Annotated in this window: 25 protein-coding genes and 1 tRNA gene; 14 read left to right on the top strand and 12 right to left on the bottom strand. The window is 65.5% G+C overall.

Annotated features, from left to right (window positions below; all coding sequences use genetic code 11):
* Positions 1-321: 321 nt before the first annotated feature.
* Positions 322-1,902 (bottom strand): ABC transporter substrate-binding protein, encoded by a 1,581-nt coding sequence (locus tag ACU0B3_RS11480; protein ID WP_446260989.1) that lies wholly within the window; start codon positions 1,900-1,902, stop codon positions 322-324.
* Between the two features lie 168 nt (positions 1,903-2,070).
* On the opposite strand from ACU0B3_RS11480, the gene ACU0B3_RS11475 reads away from it, so the two are divergent.
* The 3 genes from ACU0B3_RS11475 to rpe all read left to right on the top strand — a co-directional run bounded on the left by ACU0B3_RS11475 (position 2,071) and on the right by rpe (position 4,521).
* Entirely contained in the window at positions 2,071-3,036 is a 966-nt protein-coding gene (locus tag ACU0B3_RS11475) for a cupin domain-containing protein (protein WP_446260988.1), read from the top strand.
* Between the two features lie 34 nt (positions 3,037-3,070).
* A complete protein-coding gene (locus ACU0B3_RS11470; protein ID WP_446260996.1) occupies positions 3,071-3,736 on the top strand; it encodes an alpha/beta fold hydrolase in 666 nt (221 codons plus the stop codon).
* A gap of 83 nt (positions 3,737-3,819) precedes the next feature.
* On the top strand, positions 3,820-4,521 hold the full coding sequence (rpe, locus tag ACU0B3_RS11465; protein WP_446260987.1) for a ribulose-phosphate 3-epimerase: 702 nt from the start codon (positions 3,820-3,822) through the stop codon (positions 4,519-4,521).
* Positions 4,522-4,689: 168 nt separating this feature from the next.
* On the opposite strand, the gene ACU0B3_RS11460 is transcribed toward rpe, so the two are convergent.
* Genes ACU0B3_RS11460 through ACU0B3_RS11450 form a run of 3 tightly spaced genes read right to left on the bottom strand, consistent with a single transcriptional unit; the run spans position 4,690 to position 7,186 of the window.
* Positions 4,690-5,115, bottom strand: a complete 426-nt coding sequence (locus ACU0B3_RS11460; protein ID WP_446260986.1) for a hypothetical protein — start codon at positions 5,113-5,115, stop codon at positions 4,690-4,692.
* The gene (locus ACU0B3_RS11455; RefSeq protein WP_446260985.1) at positions 5,112-5,900 is read right to left on the bottom strand and encodes a hypothetical protein; all 789 of its coding nucleotides are present in this window, start codon (positions 5,898-5,900) and stop codon (positions 5,112-5,114) included. The genes ACU0B3_RS11460 and ACU0B3_RS11455 overlap by 4 nt, the downstream gene beginning before the upstream one ends.
* Positions 5,897-7,186 (bottom strand): hypothetical protein, encoded by a 1,290-nt coding sequence (locus ACU0B3_RS11450; RefSeq protein ID WP_446260984.1) that lies wholly within the window; start codon positions 7,184-7,186, stop codon positions 5,897-5,899. Before ACU0B3_RS11450 ends, ACU0B3_RS11455 begins: the two co-directional genes overlap by 4 nt.
* A gap of 175 nt (positions 7,187-7,361) precedes the next feature.
* Between ACU0B3_RS11450 and ACU0B3_RS11445 the strand changes: the two genes are divergently transcribed.
* Positions 7,362-7,499: a hypothetical protein gene (locus tag ACU0B3_RS11445; protein WP_446260983.1), complete on the top strand. Its 138-nt coding sequence runs from the start codon at positions 7,362-7,364 to the stop codon at positions 7,497-7,499.
* A 373-nt stretch (positions 7,500-7,872) separates the two neighbouring features.
* A complete protein-coding gene (locus ACU0B3_RS11440; RefSeq protein ID WP_446260982.1) occupies positions 7,873-8,328 on the top strand; it encodes an MmcB family DNA repair protein in 456 nt (151 codons plus the stop codon).
* A gap of 84 nt (positions 8,329-8,412) precedes the next feature.
* Here ACU0B3_RS11440 and ACU0B3_RS11435 read toward each other — a convergent pair whose 3' ends face one another.
* A complete protein-coding gene (locus ACU0B3_RS11435; protein ID WP_446260981.1) occupies positions 8,413-8,595 on the bottom strand; it encodes a DUF6324 family protein in 183 nt (60 codons plus the stop codon).
* Positions 8,596-8,674: 79 nt separating this feature from the next.
* On the opposite strand from ACU0B3_RS11435, the gene ACU0B3_RS11430 reads away from it, so the two are divergent.
* Both ACU0B3_RS11430 and ACU0B3_RS11425 read left to right on the top strand, forming a co-directional pair.
* Positions 8,675-9,151 carry an N-acetyltransferase family protein gene (locus ACU0B3_RS11430; protein WP_446260980.1) on the top strand — a complete coding sequence of 159 codons (477 nt, stop codon included), beginning with the start codon at positions 8,675-8,677 and terminating at the stop codon, positions 9,149-9,151.
* 44 nt (positions 9,152-9,195) lie between these two features.
* Positions 9,196-9,272: transfer RNA gene (locus ACU0B3_RS11425), tRNA-His, on the top strand.
* Between the two features lie 3 nt (positions 9,273-9,275).
* Here ACU0B3_RS11425 and ACU0B3_RS11420 read toward each other — a convergent pair.
* Entirely contained in the window at positions 9,276-9,590 is a 315-nt protein-coding gene (locus ACU0B3_RS11420; protein WP_446260979.1) for a DUF6476 family protein, read from the bottom strand.
* Here ACU0B3_RS11420 and ACU0B3_RS11415 point away from each other — a divergent pair.
* The 3 genes from ACU0B3_RS11415 (at position 9,589) to ACU0B3_RS11405 (ending at position 12,722) form a co-directional block, all read left to right on the top strand.
* Positions 9,589-10,578, top strand: a complete 990-nt coding sequence (locus ACU0B3_RS11415; protein ID WP_446260978.1) for a pseudouridine synthase — start codon at positions 9,589-9,591, stop codon at positions 10,576-10,578. The genes ACU0B3_RS11420 and ACU0B3_RS11415 overlap by 2 nt on opposite strands.
* A gap of 191 nt (positions 10,579-10,769) precedes the next feature.
* Entirely contained in the window at positions 10,770-11,666 is an 897-nt protein-coding gene (gene rpoH / locus ACU0B3_RS11410) for an RNA polymerase sigma factor RpoH (RefSeq protein ID WP_446260977.1), read from the top strand.
* Positions 11,667-11,741: 75 nt separating this feature from the next.
* Positions 11,742-12,722 (top strand): Gfo/Idh/MocA family protein, encoded by a 981-nt coding sequence (locus ACU0B3_RS11405; RefSeq protein ID WP_446260976.1) that lies wholly within the window; start codon positions 11,742-11,744, stop codon positions 12,720-12,722.
* A 208-nt stretch (positions 12,723-12,930) separates the two neighbouring features.
* Here ACU0B3_RS11405 and phaZ read toward each other — a convergent pair whose 3' ends face one another.
* Positions 12,931-14,199 carry a polyhydroxyalkanoate depolymerase gene (gene phaZ / locus ACU0B3_RS11400; protein WP_446260975.1) on the bottom strand — a complete coding sequence of 423 codons (1,269 nt, stop codon included), beginning with the start codon at positions 14,197-14,199 and terminating at the stop codon, positions 12,931-12,933.
* A 198-nt stretch (positions 14,200-14,397) separates the two neighbouring features.
* Here phaZ and ACU0B3_RS11395 point away from each other — a divergent pair, with 198 nt between their 5' ends.
* The 4 genes from ACU0B3_RS11395 to ACU0B3_RS11380 all read left to right on the top strand — a co-directional run bounded on the left by ACU0B3_RS11395 (position 14,398) and on the right by ACU0B3_RS11380 (position 18,565).
* Positions 14,398-16,233 (top strand): PHA/PHB synthase family protein, encoded by a 1,836-nt coding sequence (locus ACU0B3_RS11395; RefSeq protein ID WP_446260974.1) that lies wholly within the window; start codon positions 14,398-14,400, stop codon positions 16,231-16,233.
* Positions 16,234-16,410: 177 nt separating this feature from the next.
* Positions 16,411-16,860, top strand: coding sequence for a phasin family protein (locus ACU0B3_RS11390; RefSeq protein WP_446260973.1), 450 nt, complete (start codon positions 16,411-16,413; stop codon positions 16,858-16,860).
* A 136-nt stretch (positions 16,861-16,996) separates the two neighbouring features.
* Positions 16,997-17,584 carry a polyhydroxyalkanoate synthesis repressor PhaR gene (phaR, locus tag ACU0B3_RS11385; RefSeq protein WP_446260972.1) on the top strand — a complete coding sequence of 196 codons (588 nt, stop codon included), beginning with the start codon at positions 16,997-16,999 and terminating at the stop codon, positions 17,582-17,584.
* 9 nt (positions 17,585-17,593) lie between these two features.
* The gene (locus tag ACU0B3_RS11380) at positions 17,594-18,565 is read left to right on the top strand and encodes a LysR family transcriptional regulator (protein ID WP_446260971.1); all 972 of its coding nucleotides are present in this window, start codon (positions 17,594-17,596) and stop codon (positions 18,563-18,565) included.
* On the opposite strand, the gene ACU0B3_RS11375 is transcribed toward ACU0B3_RS11380, so the two are convergent.
* From ACU0B3_RS11375 to ACU0B3_RS11355, 5 genes are all read right to left on the bottom strand, one after another.
* A complete protein-coding gene (locus ACU0B3_RS11375) occupies positions 18,566-19,747 on the bottom strand; it encodes a DegT/DnrJ/EryC1/StrS family aminotransferase (protein ID WP_446260970.1) in 1,182 nt (393 codons plus the stop codon).
* 135 nt (positions 19,748-19,882) lie between these two features.
* The gene (locus ACU0B3_RS11370) at positions 19,883-21,181 is read right to left on the bottom strand and encodes an NAD(P)/FAD-dependent oxidoreductase (RefSeq protein WP_446260969.1); all 1,299 of its coding nucleotides are present in this window, start codon (positions 21,179-21,181) and stop codon (positions 19,883-19,885) included.
* A gap of 60 nt (positions 21,182-21,241) precedes the next feature.
* Positions 21,242-22,600, bottom strand: a complete 1,359-nt coding sequence (locus ACU0B3_RS11365; RefSeq protein ID WP_446260968.1) for a glutamine synthetase family protein — start codon at positions 22,598-22,600, stop codon at positions 21,242-21,244.
* On the bottom strand, positions 22,597-23,289 hold the full coding sequence (locus ACU0B3_RS11360; protein WP_446260967.1) for a glutamine amidotransferase-related protein: 693 nt from the start codon (positions 23,287-23,289) through the stop codon (positions 22,597-22,599). The genes ACU0B3_RS11365 and ACU0B3_RS11360 overlap by 4 nt, the downstream gene beginning before the upstream one ends.
* A 60-nt stretch (positions 23,290-23,349) precedes the next feature.
* Positions 23,350-24,657, bottom strand: a complete 1,308-nt coding sequence (locus tag ACU0B3_RS11355; RefSeq protein ID WP_446260966.1) for a glutamine synthetase family protein — start codon at positions 24,655-24,657, stop codon at positions 23,350-23,352.
* Between the last annotated feature and the right edge of the window lie 7 nt (positions 24,658-24,664).

Here is a 24,664-nt window from a genome sequence, read left to right as displayed (position 1 = left end):
GAAACATACGTCCCTGCAACCTCCGATAACTCCTCCAAAAACGGCTTCATCAAATCCGGCCCCAACGAACAATTTAACCCCACCGCTAACGGCTTCACATGCGCAAACGCACACACACACACGCACACGCACGACCACCACCACCCACCCCCCCGCCCCCCCCCCCCCCACCCCCCCCGGCCTCCCCCCCCGCCCGCCCGCCCCCCCCCCCCCCCCCCCCCCCCCCCCCCCCCCCCCCCCCCCCCCCCCCCCCCCCCCCCCCCCCCCCCCCCCCCCCCCCCCGTGCCGCGAGGGCGCCCAGAAGCGCCCTCGCAAAACCTCTTACTCGATCTCGAAGTACTTGAACTTCGCCGTGTCGTCCGGCGCCACGATCGTGCCGATTTTCGAGGCCATGCCCCAGTTCAGCACCTGGTGGTGGATCGGGATGTAGAGCGCCTCATCCTGCACGACGGTCCAGATGTCGTTGATCATGGCGTTGCGCTTTTCGAGGTCCGTCTCGGACGCCAGCGCCTGGATCGTCATGTCGAGGTCGGGATTGGTATAGCGCGTGGCGTTCCAGGACCCGTACCGCTCACCCTTGGTATGGACGAGGAAGTTGAACACGTACTCCGAATCGTAGGTCGGCACGCCCCAGCCCAGCATGTAGAAATCCGTCTCCAGATTGCTCAAAAGCGGGAAGTGCTGCGCCTTGGGTTTTGCGTCGAGGTTCACCGTCACACCGATCTGCGCCAGCATGCCGACGGCGGCCTGGCAGATCGCCTCGTCGTTGATGTAGCGGTCGTTCGGGCAGTCGAGCTGGATGGTGAAGCCATCGGCATAGCCGGCCTCTTCCATCAGCGCGCGTGCGCCGTCCACATCGGTCACGGACGAGCTGTCCATCTCCTCGTTCCAGCCGTTGACAAACGGCGGGGCGATCATGCCGGCGGGCGCCGACTGGCCGCGCATGACGACCTGCTGGATCGCGTCGCGGTTGATCGCCATCGACATCGCCTTGCGCACGCGCACGTCGCTCAGCGGGTTGGCGCCGTCCACGTTGTCGTTGGCGAGATCCGCGTCGCCCGAGTTGAGACCAAAGAAGATCACCCGGTTCTGCGGCGCGGTGCGCACGTCGAGCCCGTCGGTGCCCGCGACCCGCTCGAGGTCCTGCACCGGCACATCCTGGATAAAGTCCACCTCACCCGACAAGAGCGCCGCCACCCGCGTCGCGGCGTTCTGGATCGGGGTGTAGATGATTTCGGTCACGTCCATCGGGAACTCGTTCGAGCCCCAGTATTGCTCGTTGATCGTCAGGACCGTGCGCACGTCGGGCTCGCGGCTGACCAGCTTGTAGGGCCCCGTGCCGTTGGCGTTCTTGGCGGCATAGGTGTCCTCGCCGCCTTCGTAGTCCTGCACCTTGACGGCGTTGTTCGCGTTCGCCCAGCCCTCGTCCATGATAAAGAGGTTGGTGAGGTTGTTCGGCATGATCGGGTTTGGACCGTTCGTGACGATCTCGACCGTGGCCGGCCCCGTGGCGCGCACTTCGGTAACCGAGGCGAGCAGCTCCTTGTAGTCGCTGTCCGGCGTCATCGCGCGGTTGAGCGAAAAGACGACGTCGCCCGAGTCGAACTCGGCGCCATCATGGAATGAAACGCCCTCGCGCAGGTTGAACACCCACACGTTCGGATCGTTGGGCGAGGGACCCCACTCGGTCGCAAGCGCCGGCACAATCGCGCCGGTCATGTCGCGCATCACGAGCGGTTCCATGATCTGGTGGGCAAGGGCCGAAGTGGGCCCTTCGTTCTGGGCATGCGGGTCGAGCGTCAGCGCGTCCCCGGCGCGCGCCCATCGCAGCGTCTCGGCGGTGGCAGGCAGCGCGGTGCTCAGCATCAGCGCGCCGACAATGGCAGTCTTTTGCAGTCTCATCGTCAGGGTCTCCCTGTTTGTGTGCCGGTATCCTTGCCGCTCCATGGCCAGATGCAAGGGCTTTGGCCGCATTTTTGATCAGATGTTCAAATTCAGGGCAGGCACGGATGCTTGCATTCGTATGCAAAGATTGTCACGGTACGCCTCGGCACACCAAGGAGACCCGACATGACCCCCGCCGAACTGGACGCCCGCATCGTCCGCTATGGTGACCTGATCCCCTGCAAGACCGCGTTCATCGACGCGCACACGCCCGGGTCCGATCAAAAGGAGAACTTCACCATCATCGGGGGCGGGGTCAGCGAAAGCGCCGACCAGCACGTGCACATCAAGGACACGCCGGGCTTCAACATCGGCGCGGCCGGGCAGCCACCCAAGTGCCGCAACTCGCTGCACTCGCACCGCACGGCCGAAGTCTTCTTTGTCCTCAAGGGGCGCTGGCGGTTCTTCTGGGGCCGGCACGGGAAGGCTGGCGAGGTCGTGCTCGAGGAGGGCGACATCTTCAACATCCCGACCGGCATCTTCCGCGGGTTCGAGAACATCGGCACCGACTACGGGATGATCATGGCGATCCTCGGCGGGGATGATGCGGGCGGCGGCGTGCTCTGGGCGCCGGAAGTCATCACCGATGCCAAGGATCACGGGCTCGTGCTGGCCGAGACTGGCAAGCTCTACGACACCAAGCGCGGACAGGCGCTGCCGGACGGCGTGTCACCCATGCCCTTGCTGGGCGATGACATCCTCGCACGCATGCCCGAGCCGAGTGCGGGCGAGGTCGTGCCGACCTACGTGGCGCGCTACTGGGACATGATGGCGCTGTCGTCCGACAAGCCTGCGCCGGTGATCGGCGCGGAGGCCATGCTGGTCGACAAGCCGGGGTTCGAGGTCGATTTCATCTCGCACCGCACGCCGGGCGAAGGGCTTCAAACGCTGGATTGCCACCACATCCTGATGCCCATGCGCGGCCATTGGAAGATCACCATGGACGGCCAGGACCGCGTGCTGAACCCGGGCGATACATGCGCCGTGCCGCCGGGGGTGCCGCACGACATGACACCGTCGATGTCGGGCGAGGCGTCGATGTTCCGCGTGCGCAATACGGACGATCCCGCCGGGCCGACTTGGGTCGGCTGAGGTCGTGCCAGACCCTTTGGTGCTGCTGCCGGGCATGATGTGCGATGCCCGGCTCTTTGCCCCGCAGATCAACGCCTTGAGCGCTAAGCGTGCCGTCATGGTGGCGCCCATTACGTCCTCCGACAGCATCGAGGTGCTTGCGGAGGAGGTGCTTGCCCATACCCCGCCGCGCTTCGCACTTGCGGGGCTGTCGATGGGCGGGATCGTGGCGATGGAGGTGATCCGCCGCGCGCCGGACCGCGTCACGCGCCTCGCGCTCATGGACACCAACCCCAAGGCCGAGCACCCCGCTGTCGCCGCTGCGAGGGAGCCGCAGATCGCCAAGGTGCAGGGCGGCCAGCTCCGCAGCGTGATGCGCGACGAGATGAAGCCGAACTACCTCGCGGACGGCCCGAACCTCGGTGCGATCCTCGACACGTGTATGGCCATGGCAGAGGCGCTGGGGCCGGAGGTGTTCGTCCGACAGTCGCGGGCACTGCAGGCGCGGCCTGACCAGCAGGTGAGCCTGAAAGCGGTGCGCGTGCCGACGCTGGTGCTGTGCGGGGAGGATGACGGGCTTTGCCCGCTCCACCGCCACACCTTGATGCGCGATCTGATCCCGGGGGCGGTGCTCGAGGTGATCGCAGGGGCGGGCCACCTGCCGACGCTCGAGCAGCCGGAGAAGACGACGCAGGCTCTGGAGCGCTGGCTTCAAACCTAGGATGGGTGCAAGCACCCATCCTACACCAGTTGCGAATCCCACCACCCCGGCGCACAAGGCGCGCAGCTCATAAGAGGTGCGCCATGTCCTTTGACCGTTCGATCAAGATCGCCCCGTCCATCCTCGCCGCCGACTTTGCCAACTTCGGCGCCGAAATCCGCGCGGTGGAGGCTGCGGGCGCCGACTGGATCCACGTCGACGTGATGGACAACCACTTCGTGCCGAACCTGACCTTTGGCCCGGCAATGTGCGCCGCGATCCGCCCGCATATCAAGACGGTCATGGATGTGCACCTGATGATCTCGCCTGTGGACGCTTCGGTCGAAGCCTACGCCAAGGCGGGCGCCGACGTGATCACCGCCCATGCGGAGGCGGGCCCGCATTTGCACCGCACGTTGCAGCTGATCCGCGCGTTCAAGGTCAAGGCCGGCGTGGCGCTGAACCCCGGCACACCCTTGAGCGCGATCGCGCATGTGCTGGACCTCGTTGATCTGGTCTGTGTGATGACGGTAAATCCCGGCTTTGGCGGGCAGAAGTTCATCGAGAGCCAGATCGCCAAGGTCCGCGATCTGCGCGCGATGATCGCTGAACGCCCGATCCATATCGAGATTGACGGGGGCGTGGACCCTGTGACGGCGCCTTTGGTCGCGGCGGCTGGTGCGGATGTGCTGGTGGCCGGGTCGGCTGTGTTCAAGGGTGGATCGGTGGCGGCACCGGCTGCGTATGGCACGAACATCGCGAGCATTCGCGCGGCGGCGGAGCAGGCGACTGGGCGGATGGTCTGAGGCTCTTGCGTTTGACCATAAGCGCGAACGCCTAAATCAAAGCGCCCGCCTGACGGGTACCGTCAGGCCGCGCCGACCCGCCCCCATTGGGGCGGCGCGATTGCGCCACCCTTCGGGTCGGCGCGTGAACTTCTGTTCCTTATGTCTCAGTTCAAAAGCAGGTTAGCTTTATCCGCCGCAAAGTCTCAAACCCGGATCAAGTGCGACAGCCTCTTCCGCCGTGATCCTCTGGATCCGCTCACTTTGACTCCACTCCGCCTGAAACCGCGCAAGGATCCCGGCCCGGTAGGTCTCTGCGAGCATCGGGTTGAACAGCCCGCCCACGTTGCTTGTATGAAACCCGAACCGTGTGTCAGGGATCAGGCAGGCGTTCGGCAGCGTCATCAGCATGGTGCAGGCCGAATTGCACTCTCCGAGCTGGACGCGCGTGCCGGAGGCGGCAAGCCGGGCGCGAAGGTCTCGGTAGGCGCCGGGGTTGCCGCCCTCGTCTCCCAGAATAGTCACCACGGGCGCGCTGAAATCGACGTCTGGCAGGGTGTCTTGCGGGGCTGCGGCGCAGGCGGACAGCGCCAGACAGGCAACGAGCCACCTCATGTCGCGCCCTCAGCCGATGTGACCATCCGGTAGCGCTCCAGCTCTTCGGGCAACAGCAGGTAGATCTCGTCCGGCGGGGTCACCAGCGCGTGCTGCATGACCAGAACGTCCACGCCCATCGCGGCGAGGTAGGTCATCACCTCGCCCTGTCCGCGCTGGATGTTGGAAACGGCGAGGAACGCGGGCAGAACAGAGTTTGAGCCGAAATAGCTCTGGTGCACGCCGATGGAGGCGTCCTCGTCTGCGCTCCGCGCCACGCCCCCGGCAAAGAGGTAGGGACAGGCCGAGAGGCAAATGTCGCCCGCCTGCATGATTGTGTTCAGACCCAGCTCGCGCGCCTGCCGCCCGATGTCGAGCGCGTCGCGGACCGAGCCGCCGGGCGAATGCAGACGCAGCGCAGCGATGCCGGGGCGCGCCGCGATGGCCTCGGCAAAGCGCGCGGCATCGCCCTCGCGGATTTTGCCGGTCAGCGTCAGGACGCTCGCGTCACCCTCGTCCGGCGTAAAGAGCAGGCGGGAGGGCATGTCGCCGGGCGTCTGAAGCGGGCTCGACGGGCGGCCGGGGTTCGGTGTCCAGTCGTCGCGGTAGCGCCGGGTCTGGTCACCGGGCAGCACGGGCTGCGTGAGGTTCGGCGCACTCGACGGGCGCAGGTTCGTCGCAAGGTTCGGCGCGATGTCGACCCCGACGATGAAGAGCCCGATGAAGACCTGCAGCGCGAGGATCCATTTGAGGATGCTGCCGGGGCCGCGTTTGGGCGCGTCTTCGGATGTGTCGGCCGTGCTCATGTCGCCTCCGGCGGGTCAGATGATTTCGCGGGCGGAGGCAGCTTTTGCGCCCGTGGCGGCACACCGTCCTCGACCTCGCGCAGGGCGGCCACCGCGGCGCGCAGCTCGGCGAGCGTCATCGTGTCCTCGATAGGCACGCGCGCCTCCGCGCTCCGGACTGCGCCTTGCGCGACGGCAATGATCATCACCAGAACACCCGGCAATAGGTCGATGGCAATCGCGCCCGCCCACGAGGGGATGAAGTCGCCGGCATAGCGGATCACCGCGTCTGCGGTGGAAATCGGCGTATAGGTCGTGTCGGGCGGAGCGGGCAGGGCCATCACGGCCTGCGCCGCCAGAGCAAGCGTCTCCGCGCGCTGGGCGATGGCGACCAGCACGGCGTCGATGGTGGCCTGCTGGCCGGAGGCCACATCCGAGCGCTGATCGAGTTCCGGCACAACCACAACCGCCGAAAGGTCCTGCGCCGAGCGGTCCACAAGCGGCGCGACGGAGAGCTGGCGCAGGGTGGCGATGAGTCCGGCGAGGCGCACCGCCTCCTCGGAGAAGAGGACCGAGCGCCCCTCGACCGCGCCGGTCTCGACTGTCAGAGCGCGCATGCGGCTGAGGATGGCGTTGCCCTCGTCGAACACGCCCTCGACCTGTGGGCCCTGGGCGGCGATCTGCGCCTCGAGGCCACGGAGCTCTTCACTCTTTTGGCGCAGGATGCGGAAAACGGCGCCGCGTCCGGCGAGGCCGGAAAGATCACCTGCCGCCTCCTGCTCGCTGAGGTCTTCGAGCGTCTGGCGCATCCGCGCGACGTCCCGCTCGAGCGACTGGCCGGAGACGGCGATCAAGTTGGCCTGCTCGAGCGCGTCTTGGTAGTCCTGCACGGTCTTGGCCAGGTGCTGCTCCACTGCCGCCGAGCCGGCCAGCGCCGCGGCGTTCAGCCACGACGACATGGCGACGATGAAGAGCGAGCCGACGCACATCGCCAGGAACATACCGACCCGCGCCCTCACCGTGCGCACGGCGGGAAAGATGCGCATCATGTAGGACCAAAAGACAAAGATCGCGACGGAGACGGCGATGGAAAAGGCGGCTGCCGCAAGGAAGCTGAGCGCGCCGTTTTCGTCGAGGAGCGAGGAAACGCCGAGGTACGTGTAGATGCCCGAAGCGCAGGCTAGAACGCCAAGCGCGGTGCCGGTGATCGTGTCGAGCCAACTGAGGTGGCCGGTGATCTCCCGCGCCTGGCGGACGTCGTGGCCGGAGCTTGCGCGGCGCGCGGGATCGAAGTCGGAGGTGGACATGGCGCGGCATTCCTTGGTTGCGCAGCCCCGGATGGGCCGGCCTCAGATACGCGCGGACATCCGCCGTTTCTGCAAGCATCGGGACAAATCGAGGCAAAAAAGTGGCGGGAACCCGCACGAGTGGGTTGAAGTTTGGTCTCTATCGCGTACCTTTCAAGGGCGAAGGGAGAGAGCCATGCGGTATCTTGAAGATCGAGTGACGGAAGCGCTGAAGGCGCTGCGCGACTGGCTGGACGGCTTGGTCGAACCGCAAGGCACGCGGGACTATGTGCCGATCCCGGTGAAGGCGGAGAAGCCGAAGCGCAAGATCTGAGCCTTCCTCCAAGTGACTGGAAACCCCGGCAATTGCTGGGGTTTTTGCGTTTCTGGCGCACGGGTGATGACTGCGGATTTGTCCGTCCGTGAAGGAAAGGCGGCGGGACCACACCAACCGGTCGATACTCATTCCCGAGGACCTGTATATACAGGTGGGCGCCAGGTAACCAAGCCAGGGCAAGGACAGAGCCAGCTCCCTCGGATTTGCTTAAGGCCACCGGAATTTCACCGAAATCGAGAAGGGCAGAACCCGCCTGACCCGGATGTAGGGCTGGGCAATGGGGCTCGCAAGGGCAGATTGGCCACATTTCGGCACCGATCACGGTGCGGGAGGGTTGATTGCGCGTTCACACTTTGTTCATAGTCACCTTATGCACGATGGTGGTTTGGAATTGCAGCCGGGGCAGCTCCTGGCGCGCGGGGTGGTGCGCTATCTCGCCTCGCTCGGGATGGTGTGCCTCGAGGAGTTCACGCCCGAGCGCGGCAAGCGCGTGGACGTGATGGCGCTGGGGTCGAAGGGAGAGATCTGGGTGGTCGAGTGCAAGTCCTCCCGCGCCGATTTCATCTCGGACGGCAAGTGGGAGGGCTACCTGGAATGGTGCGATCGCTATTTCTGGGCCGTGGATGAGCATTTTCCCACGGACCTCTTGCCCGAGGGGACGGGGCTGATCATCGGGGATGCCTATGGCGCGGAAGTCCTGCGCATGGCGCCTGAGGACAAGCTGGCCGCGGCCCGGCGTAAGGCGGTGATCCAGCGCTTTGGCACGCAGGCCGCGCGTCGTCTGATGTATTTGAGAGACCCTGCGATGGGGGAGCTTTCCCTCTGAGGTTGCGCGGTGTGGCAGCCGGGCCCTTCGGGGAGGATATTTTTTGGCCAGAAGAAGCCGGTACGGTGCGCGCGGCAGTCCGGGTTAAGCGCGGTCGGCCATCTTGGCGGCGGCGAGCATTTCCTCGGCGATTTCTCGGGCCTCGTCGGGGTCGAAGTCCATCGGGATCTCGATCCCGTTTGCGGTGATGAAGAGCCGCACCATGCCCTGGTCGGTCGGGCCGATCTGCAGGTTGGCCTCGATGTCGCGTTCGGTGTTGATGCCCATGACACGTCTCCCGTCTTGGCCTTTGGCCATAGCGCGAAGTGCGTTTGCTCTGCAAGCCGGGGCGCGGCAGGGTGGCGCCATGGCAGAGATTCGCACCTATGTACCCCAGGATCGTCCGTGGCTCGTGGCGGCGCATCAGACGTATTACGCGGATGCGCACGGGTTCGACGACACGTTTGGCGCGCTGGTCGATGAGATCCTGCAAGCCTTCGAGCCGCAGGACGCACCGGAGCCGGCGCAGGGCTGGGTGGCCGTCGAGGACGGCGTGCCGCTTGGGTCGATCTTTTGCGTGCCGGCAGGCGATGGCCGGGCCAAGCTGCGGCTGTTTTTTCTGGAACCGGCGGCGCAGGGCAGGGGGCTGGGACGGCGCCTTTTGGAGACCTGTGTGGCGTTTGCCAAGGCGGGCGGCTATCCCGGCATGGTGCTTTGGACCCATGCCGAGCACGCGGCGGCCTGTGCGCTTTATTCCCGAAATGGGTGGCGCTGCGTAAGGTCCGAGCCGGTGGTGTCCTTTGGCCAGCCGCTCACCGAGCAGACCTGGGAGCTCCTCTTCTAAGAGGGTTGCAATCGCGCCGGGCCGGCGATATTTCCCGTGCCAGTGCCGCCTTAGCTCAGTTGGTTAGAGCGCCTGATTGTGGATCAGGAGGTCCCCCGTTCGAGCCGGGGAGGTGGTACCACCCTCATTCCAGGTTGATCTCGACCGTCTGGCGCAGCGTGCCGTCGGTCCCGTAGATCAAGAGCGCTTCGTCGGTTGCGACCGCGTACCAGCCCGCTCCGTAGGTCACGGCGAGGGGCGTGGTGCCGTCCGGCAGGGTGATGGCGTCCGGAAGGGTGGGCGCAGGTGCGGGGCCAAGCCGGATGACAAGCAGCGCGACGATGGCTATGAGGCCAAGGATCATCACCGCGGTGAGCGTGCCCACCAGCACTTTGAGAAACCTCAGCGTGCCGGGATCGACCGCGCCGCTGTCCGCCTCTGCCAGGTCCTTGCCGTCCATGACCCGCCTTACCTTTCATCTCTCCGCCGCGCCGCAGCCGCGCCTTGATAAGGCGCTTGCCCGCGATGTGCCAGAGGAGGCGGCCCTCAGCCGCTCGCGTCTGGCCAAGCTGCTCGAAGCGGGTGCGGTGCGAATGAACGGTGCGGTGGTCACCGACGCCAAGGCGCGGCCCGCGCCGGAGGCTGTGATCGAGATTGACCTTCCCGAGGCCGCGCCCTCGCATATGGAGGCGGAGGCGATCCCGCTCGACATCGCCTTCGAGGATGATGCGCTGATCGTGTTGAACAAACCCGCCGGCATGGTCGTGCACCCCGCGCCCGGCACGCCATCGGGCACGCTGGTGAACGCGCTTCTGCACCATTTCGACGGCGCGCTGTCCGGGGTGGGCGGGGTGAGCCGCCCGGGCATCGTGCACCGCATCGACAAGGACACAAGCGGGCTTTTGGTGATCGCCAAGACGGACGCGGCGCACCACGGACTGGCGGCGCAGTTTGCCGCCCATAGCGCGCACCGGGTCTACAGGGCGGTGTGCTACGGCGTGCCGGATGTAGGCGATCCGCGGCTGATCGGGGTGCGCGGCGTTTCGGTCGAGCCGGGCGGCGTGGTCAAGATCACGTCCGGCCTCGCGCGCCACCGCACGGACCGGCAACGGCAGGCGGTGACCTTCGAGGGCGGACGTCACGCGGTGACGCGCCTCAAGGTGATCGAGCGGTTGGGGGGCGCGGCACTTGTGGCGTGCCAGCTCGAGACTGGGCGCACCCATCAGATCCGCGCGCATCTGGCCCATGCCGGTCACGGCCTGATCGGCGATCCGGTCTACGGCGGGCGGCGCAAGCTGCGCGCGGACGTTCAGGGATTTTCCCGACAAGCGCTGCACGCCGCCGAGCTGGGCTTTACCCACCCGGTGACCGGAGACGCTTTGCGCTTTCAAGCGCCGGACCCGCAGGATTTGCGCGACCTAATTGCGCACCTGCGCACAGAAGTCTGAAATACATCCTCACCTGTGCGTGATATCACGGTGCCGTGCATTGCATAGCGCAACGAATGATGTGTTTACGTTGTTAACGAAGACGTAACGAAGATGCTTGAAGACACCCCATACGCTTCCTACATGGTATGTTAACGGGTGTTACATTAGCCGCTGACCTGATCAGCCGCCCGATCTGAAAGGGACGAGACATGAGCAATTATGCCAACCTTCCGGCGCCGAGCCCCGAAGCGGGCCTCAGCCGTTACTTGCAGGATATCCGCAAGTTTCCGCTCCTCGAGCCGGAGGAAGAGTACATGCTCGCCAAACGCTGGGTGGAGGAGCAGGACAGCGAGGCCGCCCACAGGATGGTCACGTCGCACCTACGCCTCGCCGCCAAGATCGCGATGGGATACCGGGGCTATGGCCTGCCGCAGGCGGAGGTGATCTCCGAGGCGAACGTCGGCCTGATGCAAGCCGTCAAACGCTTTGATCCCGAGAAGGGCTTCCGGCTTGCGACCTACGCGATGTGGTGGATCCGCGCCTCGATCCAGGAATACATCCTGCGCTCGTGGTCGCTGGTCAAGATGGGCACGACGTCGGGACAGAAGAAACTCTTCTTTAACCTGCGCAAGGCCAAGAACCGCATCGGCGCGCTCGAGGAGGGTGACCTGCGTCCCGAGAATGTTGCACGCATCGCCAACGACCTTGGAGTGACCGAGGACGAGGTGATCTCGATGAACCGGCGGATGTCGGGCGGGGACGCCTCGCTCAACGCCACCGTCGGCTCCGAGGGCGAAGGCACGATGCAATGGCAGGACTGGCTCGAGGACGAGAGCGCGGACCAGGCCGGCGACTACGAGGCCAAGGACGAGCTCGACTACCGCCGGGAGCTGCTTGCGCAGGCGATGGAGGTCCTCAACGACCGCGAGAAGGACATCCTGGTCAAACGCCGCCTCAGCGACCAGACAATCACGCTTGAGGACCTGTCGTCGGAATACGACGTCAGCCGCGAGCGCATCCGCCAGATCGAGGTGCGCGCCTTCGAAAAGCTGCAAAAGAAGATGCGCGAACTGGCCAAGGCGCAGGGTATGCTCGCCAGCGCATAAACGCACGCAAATCAAGGGTTTCCTCCCGGGGCGGTCCGTTGCAGGATCGCCCTTTCTTTATGCGGGAGGCACAAAGTGGCAGAACATCTCAGGTGGGGCATCCTCGGCGCGGCGCGGTTTGCGCGCGAACAGATGGCGCCCGCGATCCACGCAGCGCGCGGCGGAGAGCTGACAGCGCTTGCCACGTCCTCCCCGGACAAGGCAGCCCCATTTCAGGCTTTCGCGCCGGGGCTGCGCGTTCACGACACCTACGAGGCGCTGCTGGCGGATGCGGAGATCGACGCGGTCTACATCCCGCTGCCGAACCACCTGCACGTGGACTGGACGCTCAAGGCGCTGGACGCCGGCAAGCACGTCCTCGTGGAAAAGCCCCTCGCGATGCAGGCGGCAGAGTTCGATGCGGTGATTGCCAAACGTGATGGGTCCGGCCTCCTCGCCGCCGAAGCCTACATGATCGTGCACCACCCGCAGTGGCAGCGGGCACGCGAGTTGGTGCAGGACGGCGCGATCGGCAAGCTGGTGCAGGTCGACGGGGTCTTCAGCTACGACAACAGCGGTGATCCCGGCAACATCCGCAACACCCCCGAAACCGGCGGCGGCGGCATCCCCGACATCGGCGTCTACACCTACGGATCAGCCCGCTTCGTGACCGGCGAGGAGCCCGAAGAGATCACGCACGCCGAGATCGCCTGGGAGAACGGCGTCGACATCTGGGCCCGCGTCTGCGCGCAGTTCCCCTCGTTCCGCTACCACGCCGTCACGTCCATGCGGATGCACCCAAGGCAAGAGATGACCTTTCACGGCACCGAAGGCGTCCTCCGCCTCACAGCGCCGTTCAACCCGCAGGTCTTCGGCCAGGCCGAATTGCACCTCAGCCGCGGGACGACGACCGAGGTCGCGCGCTTTCCCGCGATCAACCACTACGTCGCGCAAGTCGAGAACTTCACCCGGACCGTGCAAGACGGCACGGCCTACCCAAGCCCGCTCGAATTCTCCCGCGGTACTCAGGCGATGATCGACGCAGTATTTGCAAAAGCAGGAAAGCCAGGCACATAGTCTTTAAACCGCACCGCGGCCCCATCTGCGGGAGCCTCCGGCGGGGAGTGAGCAGGTTTCCCGGAAACGCTCCAGTGGAGCGTTTCGCCTGTGAACGGGCGGAGCCCTTGGCCAGATGAAGATACTGGAGTTCCAGCTTCATCTTCCCAGATAAACTCCGGGGGGCCCGAAGGGCGGGGGCTGGCCCCCTCCACAGGTGACGCCGGGCTCAGGCGGCGGAGTTGGTGTTCGCCGCTTTCGGCGCCTTGCGGCTGTTGCTGTCGATGAAGTCGAGCACCAGGGGCCGGATGTTGTTGCGCCAGCTCTTGCCGGCAAAGATGCCGTAGTGGCCGGCGTCCGGCTCGAGGTGGCTGGCCTTCATCGACGCCGGCAGGCCGGTCAGAAGGTCCAGTGCGGCGACGCATTGACCGGGGGCCGAGATGTCGTCCTTGGCGCCTTCGACGGTCTTGACCGCAACGGTGGTGATCTTGCCGATGTCCACGGGTTTGCCGCGCACGGTGAACGTGTTGGCGGCGATCTCGGCCTTCTTGAAGATGCGGTCCACGGTCGACAGGTAGAACTCCGCCGGCATGTCCATCACCGCCAGGTACTCGTCGTAGAAGCTGTTGTGCTTGTCGAAATCATGCGCCTCGCCGCGCGCGACGGCGGAGATCTGGTTCGTGAATGCGCTCGCATGCCGTTCGCTGTTCATCGACATGAAGGACGCCAGCTGCAGAAGGCCCGGATAGACCAGCCGCCCGACGCCTTTGTACTTGAACCCGACGCGCTGGATCATCGTCTCTTCAAGCATGCCCATCGTCACCGAATGGCCAAAGTCGGTGACCTCGGTGGGCGCGGCGTTCGGGTCGATCGGGCCGCCGATGAGCGTCAGCGAGGCGGGCTGCGCCTCCGGCTCTTCTTCGGCGAGGTAGGCGGTCGCGGCAAGTGCCAGAGGCGCGGGTTGGCAGACGGCGATCACATGCACCTCGGGGCCGAGGTGGCGCATGAAATCGGCCAGGTAAAGCGTGTAGTCCTCGACATCGAACGTGCCGGCAGAGACCGGGATGTCGCGCGCATTGTGCCAGTCGGTGACGTAGACCTCGCAGTCGGGGATCAGCGACATGACCGTGGAGCGCAGCAAGGTCGCGTAGTGGCCCGACATTGGCGCGACCAGCAGAACCTTGCGCGGTTTGGGCTTGCGCCCGAGCACATCGAAATGCAGCAGATCGCCGAACGGGCGCTCCATCACCACGGATTTCTGCACCACGTGGTCCTTGCCGTCCTCCCCGGTCATCGAGCGGATGCCCCAGCCGGGTTTGGTCACCATGCGGTCGAACGTGCGTTCGGTCACCTCGCCCCAGGCGGCGAGCCAGCTGAGCGCCGGGTTCGGAAAAGGCGCGAACATCGGGTAGGCGCCCAGCGTCTTGGCCGAGGCACCGAGCCACTGGTTGGTGTTGCGGACCGTCTCCATCACATCGTAGGGGATCATAAAGCGCATGTGGTGTCCTTTCCCGGCCACGGGTCCGGCGTCATCGCCAAACCGGACCTGACTGCGGTCGCACAAAACATAGGCACAATTATGCCGTGCATGGCCGCTATGCGTGCAGGTACACTGGCCATTCTGCCTTGTGTGACAGTAGTTAGTGCAAGCATCCCTAATGCTGCGCTGCGGCAACGCTACTCGGAAAAAATCGACATGACAACTCCTGAGACACCTTCGGACGGAAAAGTTGGCGCAGACCCGAAAGCGGAGGCGGACGGCAAACTCGAGCGACTTCAGGCCAATGTCGACAAGATCGAGGATCTCTCGCAGCGGATGATCAAGGCGTTGGGCGCGCGCGACCCGGTCAATCCGGCGCTGGGCGGGCCCGACCCGGCGCTTTGGACGGAGGCCGCGACGTCATACTGGCAGACCTGGATGCAGGATCCGGCCAAGATGTGGGAGCACCAGGTCCGTTATTGGGGTGATGCGGTCAAGACCTACTACGAGGCGCAGCAGGCGCTGGCCAAAGGGCAGCTCAAGGCGCCCGACGACCCCGGCCCAAAGGACCGCCGGTTTTCCAACCCGCTCTGGCAGACGCATCCCTATTTCAACTACATCAAGCGGCAATACCTGACCGCTGCGGACGCGATGAATGCGGCGGTGGCCGATCTCGATCACCTCGACGCCACCGAAAAGACGCGGCTGCGGTACTTTACCAGCCAGATCGCGGACATGATGGCGCCGACGAACTTTCTCGGCACCAACCCCGATGCGCTGGAAAAGGCGGTCGAGACGGAGGGCGCGTCGCTCCTCAAGGGGCTCGAGAACCTGGTGTCGGACATCGAGGCGAACCGGGGCGAGCTGCTCGTGCGGCTGGCGGACGAGACCGCGTTCGAGGTGGGCGGCAACATCGCCACCACTCCGGGGCAGGTGGTCTACCGCAACCGCATGATGGAGCTGATCCAGTTCACGCCCACCACCGAAAAGGTGCACGCAACGCCCATCGTGATCTTCCCGCCGTGGATCAACAAATACTACATTCTCGATCTCAAGGAGAAGAACTCGTTCATCAAATGGGTGGTGGATCAGGGCTACACGCTCTTCGTCGTCAGCTGGATCAACCCGGATCCGTCGTATGCGGACGTGACGATGGATGACTACGTCAAGGACGGGTATCTGGAGGCCATCGATCAGGTCAAGGCAATCACCGGCCAAAAGCAGATCAACGCCATCGGCTACTGCATTGCCGGCACGACGCTGGCGCTGACCCTGGCGTATCTGAAAAAGAAAAAGGACCGCTCGATCAAGTCGGCGACCTTCTTTACCGCGCTGACGGACTTTGCCGACCAGGGCGAGTTCACGCCCTTTCTGCAGGACGATTTCTACCACGGGATCGGCGATGAGGTGGCCGAGCACGGCATCCTGCGCTCGATGATCATGGCGCGGACGTTCTCGTTCCTGCGCTCGAACGACCTGATCTACACCCCCGCGATCAAGAGCTACATGATGGGCGAGGCGCCTCCCGCCTTTGACCTGCTCTACTGGAACGGGGACGGGGCCAACCTGCCCGCCGCGATGGTCATGCAGTACCTCAAGGACCTCTGCCGCGAGAACACCTTCGTGGGGGAGGGGATGGAAATCCTCGGCGAGCGCGTGCACCTCAGCGATGTGACGCTGCCGGTGATCTCGATCGCGTGCGAGACCGACCACATCGCCGCGTGGCGCTCGGTCTACGCGGGCCTGCAACAGTTCGGGTCCAAGGACCGCACGTTTGTCCTGTCGGAATCGGGCCACATCGCCGGGATCGTGAACCCGCCGACCAAGGTCAAATATGGTCACTACACCAACGAGGACCTCAGCGGCGACCAGGACGCCTGGCAAGCGGACGCCGATTTCCACGAGGGCAGCTGGTGGCCGCGCTGGGAGGCGTGGATCGCGCCGCGTTCCGGCAAGATGGTCGGCGCCCGCACACCAGGCGACGAGGACCACCCAGTGCTCGAGGCCGCTCCGGGCTCGTATGTGAAGATCAAGGCAGCGGCGGTCGCGTGAGGCACTCAACCTACCACTAGGTCGGGTTTGCCTGTCCCTTGGGCAAATTTATTGGAACGCGCATTTTTCTGCACTTGCAAACGTATCACCCCTTGAATTGCTGCGGCGCAGCACGTATCTGGGGTGCAGACGCAGAAAACACTCTGTCGCTACGGAATTTGAAAAAGGAGCTGAGAAATGGCTGCCAAGACACAAGACATGAGCGCGATCCTCAAGGACATGATGGGCGCATTCCCCGTCGACACCAAAGCGATGGAAGACGCCTTCAAATCGACCGCCACGCTCAACGAGAAACTCTCGCACGTGGCCCTCGACGCAGCTGAGAAATCGGCTGACATCTCGGCCAAGTGGACCAAAGAGACCCTGACCAAGATGGGCGACATCGCCAAAGTCAAATCCGAGCCGGCTGACTACGCCAAGGCGATGACCGACTTTGCTTCGGCACAAGCCGAAACCGCCGCCGAGCACATGGCCGCCTTCGCCGAGATCGCGAAGAAAGTGCAAATGGACACCGTCGAGCTAATGATGTCGGCTGGCAAGGACGTGGCCGAGGACACCTCGAAAGCCATGAAGAAAGCCACCGAAGACATGACCGCCGTCGCCAAGAAAGCCGCGACTGCCAAGTAATCGGCGCACCAGAACGCACCGCCCCCTCCTCCTCCCAGGGTGGTGCCAGATCGAGCAGGCCTTCGGGTCTGCTCTTTCTTTTTGCACGGACCTGTCTTAGGCTTTCGCCACGGTGCAGCATGGGGAGAGCGAGCACATGGTTAAGGCAGGCGCGAAAACAGGCGCGACATCCGGTGACACGCTGCTGATCAAGCGCTACGCCAGCCGCCGGCTCTACAACACCGAAACCAGCGACTACGTCACGCTCGAGGACATCGCCGGGTTTATCCGGGACGGGCGCGAGGTGCAGATTGTCGACCTCAAATCCGGCGACGACCTGACCCGCCAGTACCTCTTGCAGATCATCGCGGAACACGAAAGCCGCGGCGAAAACGTGTTGCCGATCAACGTGTTGACCGACCTCGTGCGCAGCTACACCAGCCAGGCGACCACCATCGTGCCGGACTTTCTGCAGATGTCGTTCGACATGCTGCGCGACGGCCAGTCCCGCATGATGGAGAATATGGGCGCGATGAACCCGATGTCCTCCATGCCCGGCTTCGAGGCGATGAAGGCCCAGCAGGAAGCCTTCATGAAGGCGATGACAGGCGGCATGGCCGGGGGCATGGGCACCTGGCCCGGCACGCCTTCTGCAGCGCCGAAATCCGAGGGCGACGAGGGGCTCGACGACATCAAGGCGCAGCTGGCAGACCTGCAGGAGAAGCTCTCCCGCATGAGCAAATAGGCCCGGCCCATGCCGGCCTCCCCGCGCAAGATAACCCTCTGGGGGGTCGAGGTGTTTGTCGCCTGCGCCGAAGAGCTGTCGATCTCTGCCGCGGCCCGCCGTCTGGGCGCCAGCATCTCCGCCGTCTCCCAGCAGCTCACCAACATCGAAGAGGCGCTTGGCGTCTCGCTCCTCAACCGCAACGCGCGCCCGATGTCGCTCACCCCGGCCGGGGAGACGTTCCGCCGCCGCGCGCAGGCCATCCTCAACGAGGCCGCACAGGCCCGCGCCGAGCTCGCGCGCGGGAACCTCGGGGCGCTGACGCGCCTGCGCCTCGGCATGATCCAGGATTTCGAGGCCGACGTGACGCCGCAGCTGCTGTCTTTCATCGCCGGCGAGCTCAAGAATGTGCAGTTCCTGCTCGACACCGGCGCCAGCCATGCGCTCTACGATCAGCTCGACGCCCGCGCGCTTGACGTGATCGTCGCTGCCGAGATGGGCGCAGAGGCCGACTGGATGGAGGTCCACCGCCTGATGACCGAGCGCTATGTGGGGGCGGCACCGCAGGGCCTCCTGGACCACGCCGCGCCGCTCTTGCCGCAGCTGCAAACGCATCCGCTTGTGCAATATACGTCGCGCCACGTCATGGGCCGGCAGATCGCCTCGCACCTTGTCCGCCAGAACCTCGCCGTGACCCAACGGTTCGAGCTCGACAGCTACCACGCGATCCTCGCGATGGTCGGCTCTGGCGCGGGCTGGACGATCCTGACGCCGCTCGCGCTCAACCGCGCCAGCCGTCTCGCCGAGCCGCTCGACGTCTTCGCGCTGCCATTCCAGCCGCTCACGCGCACCGTGTCGGTGATCGCGCGGCGCGGCATCCTGCAGGACATCCCCTACGAGGTCGCGCGCAAGCTGCGCCGGATCATCACCCGTGACGTGTCAGAGCCGATGCTCGCGCGCCATGCCTGGATGCACGATCACCTCTCCGTTCACCGCAGCTAGTCAAGCCGCGTCGCGCTGCATCACTTGCATCACCGCTGCCGTCAGCATGTCCGCGACCGCGTCACATTCGGCCAGCGTGAGCCGTGCCGGCAGGCGCACGTCACAGGCCCGGCGCAGCATCGCACGCGTCTGCGGCAGCTCGGGCAGATCGCTCAGGAACTGCCAGTTCCAGAAGGCGCGCGCGTTGTCTTTCGAAAGGCCAAAGACCTGGACCTTAATGCCCGCCTCCGCCGTTGCCTGCACAAACGCCGTCACCTCCGCATCCGTCAGGCCCACGAGGTTGAACTGGATCGAATCCGGCGCCCGCTCTTCTCCCGGCAAGGCGTCCGGCACGTCGATCCAACGCAGCGCGTTCAGCCGTGCCGCGACGTGGTCGTGGTTGCGCCGCCCGTCCGCCACGCGCCGCGCCAGCTGCGCCAGTTGCGGGCGGATGATCGCCGCCGAGAGGTTCGACAGGCGCGTATTATAAAGCGGCAGCTGGTTCTGCCAGCGCGCGAACGGCGCCTGCAGCACCGGGTGTTTCGCCCAATTGTGCTCGTAGGCGCCCGACATGATGACCGCGCGTGCCGCCAGGTCGGCGTCGTCCGTGATCAGGATGCCGCCTTCGCCCGCGTTGACCATCTTGTAGGACTGAAAGGAAAAGCAGCCCATAGCGCCCAGCGTGCCGATATTCTGCCCTTTCCACGTCGTGCCCAGCGAATGCGCCGCGTCCTCGATCACCGGCACGCCCGCGTCGGCAGCGCCCGCAAGGATCGCGTCCATGTCCGACGTGTGGCCGCGCATGTGCGAGATCAGCACCGCATCGACGCCCCGCACCTTGGCCGCGAAATCGTCGAGGTCGATCCGGTAGTTGGCGCCCACTTCGCAGAGCACCGGCACGCACTCGGCATGCACCACCGCCGAGGGGACAGCGGCAAAGGTAAAGGCCGGGATCAGGACCTTGGCCCCGCGCGGCAGGCCCAGCGCCTTCATCGACAAAAAGAGCGCCGCCGAACAGGACGCCACCGCAACCGCGTATTTTGCCCCTAAAAGCGCGGCGAACTCCGCCTCCAGCAGCGCCACCGGCGCGTCCTGCGGCGCGGTGTAGCGAAAGAGGTCGCCCGACTGCAAAAGGCGATCGACCTCCGCCCGCGCGTCTTCGGGAATGGCCTCGGCGTCATGGGTGTTCGGCAAAGCAGTCATTTCGGAAACTCCAAAATTACGTTTCCGATTATCTAAAACATTGGCCCCATAGTCTCAACCCCAAGCTTCTCTGGTTCAAAAATACCTAAAGCGCGGCGCAAAACGCCCCCGAGCAACGCTCGATGTCTCAAGTGCCTAAAGACCCATCCGGTCGCGCAGCGCAAACCACGTCATCGCCAGCGCCAACAGCGGACTGCGCAACGCACCGCCGCCCGGAAATGGCGTTGTCGGCAACCGTTCGAGCACATCAAATCGCGCCGCCGTTCCGGTCACTGCCTCGGCCATGACCTTCCCGGCGAAACTAGCGAGCGCCACGCCATGTCCCGAGAACCCGCCCGCGCTCAGCACATTCGGCGCCAAACGGGCAAAGTGCGGCAGGCGCTGCGCCGTGATCGCCAGCGTGCCGCCCCAGACATGGGTAAACGCCACGTCCCGCAACTGGGGAAAGACCTCGAGCATCGGCTTGCGCACCACCCGCCCCAGGTCGCGCGGAAAGCGATAGCCGTAGCTCTCTCCCCCGCCAAAGAGCAGCCGCCCTTCGGAAAGACGAAAGTAGTTCACCACGAACTTGGAATCGGCGACCGCGATATCCTGCGCCAGCACCCGCGCGGGATCGTCCAGCGGCTCCGTCGCCCCGATGAAGTTGTTGATCGGCATGACCCGCGCCTTCACCTGGCGGTGCAGCGCGTCATAGCCATTGGTTGCCAGAATTACGTGATCGGCGGTCACATGGCCCGCGTCCGTCTCGACCCGCACCTCCCCGCCTTGGGTAATCCGCTTTACAGTCGAGGTCTCGCAGATCCGCACGCCCGCCGCCACACAGGCCCGCGCCAGCCCCAGGGCGTAGCGCAGAGGGTGGATGTGGCCCGCGCCCCAGTCAAGGATGCCGCCGTGGTAGGCGTCCGAGTGCACGAGGTCGCGGCACGCCGCACGGTCAAGCGGCACGATCCGGTGATAGCCGTAGCTCCGCGCCATATGCTCGGCATAGGCGTGCTCGTCCGGCACGTCCGCCGCCTTCCAACATGTATAGGCGACCCCGGGCTTATACTGCGCCTCAGGTGCGTGTTCGGCCACCAATGCCTTGGTCAGCGCCTTGGCCTCCTCCGCCATTGTCCACAGCTCCTTGGCGGTCTCGAGCCCCAGCCGCGCCTCGATCCACTGCTGATCCTTGCGCCATCCGGTGCCAAGCTGCCCGCCGTTCCGCCCCGAGGCCCCAAAGCCCACGCGCTGTGCATCGAGCAGCACGACGCTCAGCCCGGCCTGCGCCAGATGCAGCGCAGCCGAAAGGCCGGTGTAGCCGCCGCCAACGACGCAGACATCCGCCCGCGCGCCACCTCTGAGCGGAGCGAAGGGCGCGAGTGTCTCCGCCGTCGCCGCATAGTAGCTGGCGGGATAAGCGCCCGGCGCATCGTTGGCGGTCAAAAGGTCCGTCACCGGCACACCGCGCCCCGGACCCGATCCGGGGTCTTCCGCCAAAGCACGCGGCCCGGCACCTCAGACACTCAGCAACAGATGCTCGCGCTCCCAGGGAGAAATCACCTGCAGGAACTCGTCATACTCGGCACGTTTCACGATGGAATAGACCCGCGCGAACTCAGGCCCCAGCACCGCGTGCAGCGCGTCCGAGGCGTCAAAGAGGTTGAGCGCATGGCCCAAATCCCGCGGCAGCCCGGTCTCTTCCTCGTAGGCGTCGCCGCGATAGGCGCGGCCGGCATTGCACTTGTGCACCAGCCCCAAAAGGCCGCAGGCCAGCGACACCGCGATACCGAGGTAGGGGTTGCAATCCATCCCCGCCAGCCGGTTCTCGACCCGCCGCGCCTGCGGGGGCGAGACCGGCACGCGGATGCCCGTCGTGCGGTTGTCTCTTGCCCAGCTGAGGTTGATCGGCGCCGCGTGGTCCTTCACATACCGCCGGTAGCTGTTCACATAAGGCGCCAGCACCGCGATGGCCGAAGGCAGGTACTCCTGCAAGCCCCCGATAAAGTTGTAGAACCGCTCCGTCTCGCCCTCCTGAGGCCCCGTAAAGATGTTCTCGCCCGTCTTGGCATCGAGGATCGAGTGGTGGATATGCATCGCCGAGCCCGGCTCGTCCGCAATCGGTTTCGCCATGAACGTGGCGAAACAGGCGTGCCGCAGCGCCGCCTCCCGGATCAGCCGTTTGAAGTAAAAGACCTCGTCCGCCAGCTTGACCGGATCGCCGTGGCGCAGGTTGATCTCCACTTGTCCCGCGCCGCCCTCCTGCGTGATCCCGTCGATCTCGAACCCCTGCGCCTCGGCAAAGTCGTAGATGTCGTCGATCACCGGACCGTACTCGTCCACCGCGCTCATCGAATAGGCTTGCCGCGCCGCCGCAGGGCGCCCCGAGCGCCCCATCATCGGCGTGATCGGCTGCGCCGGATCGGTGTTGCGCGCCACGAGAAAGAACTCCATCTCCGGCGCAACGATGGGTTTGAGGCCAAGCGCCTCGTACTGCGCGACCACGTTCTTGAGCACGTTGCGCGGTGCAAAGGGGACCGGCACACCCTCGCGCGTGAAGGCGTCGTGGATCACCTGCAGCGTCCAGTCACCCGTCCAGGGCGCTGCCGTCGCCGTGGACATGTCCGGTTTCAGGATCATGTCCGGTTCGGTGAAGCCTTCCTCGCCCGCCGCCTCGCCCCAGCCGCCCGTCAGCGTCTGGAAAAAGATCGAGTTCGGCAGGTGAAACGAGTTCTGCCGCGCGAATTTCGAGGCCGGCACCGCCTTGCCCCGCGCGATGCCCGGCAGGTCCGCAATGATGCACTCCACCTCGTCGAGCGTGCGCCCGGCCAGATAGCTTTGCGCCGCCTCGGGCGTCGATTGCAGCCAGTCCGTCATGCCCGTTGCACCCTTGCCGCGTGGAAGAAACGCGCAATCCGGTCCGCCGTGGCGCGCCCGTCCGTCGCGCCCTCCGTCAGGCTTGCGCGCGCGGTCTCGACCACATCCTCTGGCACCACGCCAACAGCCCGCGTCGTCAAGAGCGCCTCAACATAGGCGGCATCGAACTCCGGGTGCGGCTGCAGCGTCAGGATATGGTCTCCGTATTGCAGCCCGGCGTACGGACAGAACGCCGTCGATGCGATCACCTCCGCCTGAGGCGGCTTTTGCGTCACCTGATCCTGGTGATATCCATAAAGCGTCAGCGAACCCTCCGGCGTGTCATAGACCGTGCGCCCCACGGCCCAGCCTTTGTCGAACTTCTCCGCCTTGCCCCCAAGCGCATGCGCAATCGCCTGGTGGCCAAAGCAGATCCCAACCATCGGCCGCCCGCTCCGCGCGATCTCGGCGATAAACTCCATCAGCACCGGGATAAACGGAAGCGGGTCATAGACGCCATGCTTGGACCCGGTCACCAGCCACCCGTCCGCGGCCTCCGCGTTCGCCGGGAAGACGCCATCCACGACGTCATAGACATCAAAGTCGAACCCCTGACCGCCGAGGAAGTCCTTGAACATGTCGCCATAGGTGCCGAACTCGGCCACCAGCACGTCCGGCACATGCCCCGCCACGAGTAGTCCGATTTTCATGTTGCCTCGCTGGGGTTGCCTGAGGACCGTGATAGTCGCCCCTCCGCGAGGCGGCAAGGCTCAGACCGTCTCCAGCCACACCTGCCAGCGCTCGGCCTCCGCGATGTCCGCAAGGCGGGCAATCTCCTGCCGCTTGGTTTGCACCAGCGTCTCCACCAGCTCGGACGCAAAGATACGGCGCATCAGCTGCGAGGCGGCAGACCGCTCCACGGCCTCCTCCCAGCTTTCCGCAAGGCCCGGCGCCTCCGTCTCATAGGCGTTCCCGGTGACCGGCGAGGGCGGGACCAGCGCATCCTCGATCCCGACGAGCGCACCTCCCAGCACGGCAGCCATAACGAGGTACGGGTTGGTATCCCCCCCCGGCACGCGATGCTCTAACCGACGCGCCTCGGCGCTGCCTCCCGGCACCCTCAGCGCCGCCGTGCGATTCTCGTAGCCCCACTGCGCCGTCGTCGGCGCGTGCATCCCCGGCACCAGCCGCGCGTAGGAATTGCCGTGCGGCGCAAAGATCAGCGTCGCATCCCCAAGGCACGCCAGACACCCCGCAATGGCCTGCCGCAGCAACCCCGAGCCCTCCGCCGAGCCATCATCAAAGACATTCCGCCCTTCGTCGTCACAGATCGACGCATGCACGTGCATCCCGTTGCCTGCATCTTCCGCATAGGGCTTGGCCATGAACGTCGCCGCCACCCCGTGCCGCCGCGCCACCCCGCGCGCCAGCGCCTTGAAAAGCGCCGCATCATCCGCCGCCCGCAGCGCCTCCACCGCGCTCAGCGTGACCTCAAACTGCCCGGCGCCCCCTTCGGAGGTGATCGTCTCCACATCGATCCCCATCGCAGTGGCGCCCGCCGCCAGATCGCTCAGAAACGGATCAAACGCATCGAGGAGCCGCGCCGACAAGATCTCCTGACTGCGAAGCCGCCGCCCCGACAGCGGGTTTCTCGGCGGCACTGGCGCGGCGCCACTGTCGTCGACCAGCATGAACTCCATCTCGAGCCCCGCCGTCACACGCCAGCCCCGCGCGGCAAACCGCTCCAGCACCCGCACCAGCGCCTGCCGCGGACAGGCCGCAAAGGGCGTGCCGTCCTCCCGGACCATCATCCCCGGCTCGAGCGCCTGCGGCTGCGCCAGCCACGGCATCGGCACCGGCCCGCGCCCCGTCGCGCGCACAACCCCGTCCGCGTCGCCACTGGCAAACACCAGCGGCGAGCCCACGATGTCCTCCCCAAAGATGTCGACCGACAGCGCCGAAAGCGGCATGCGGATCGCACCCTTGCAGGCCGCAGCCCCCTCGAGCCGCTTGCCCCGCCACTGCCCGTTCAGATCAAGCGCCGCGATGCGCAGCGGCGTGCCCGGCTCCATCTTCATCTTCCCA

It is taken from the genome of Pseudaestuariivita sp. (assembly GCF_052825805.1).
The sequence above is the reverse complement of the archived record's forward strand: the minus strand, read 5'-3'. Positions and strand labels throughout refer to the sequence as shown.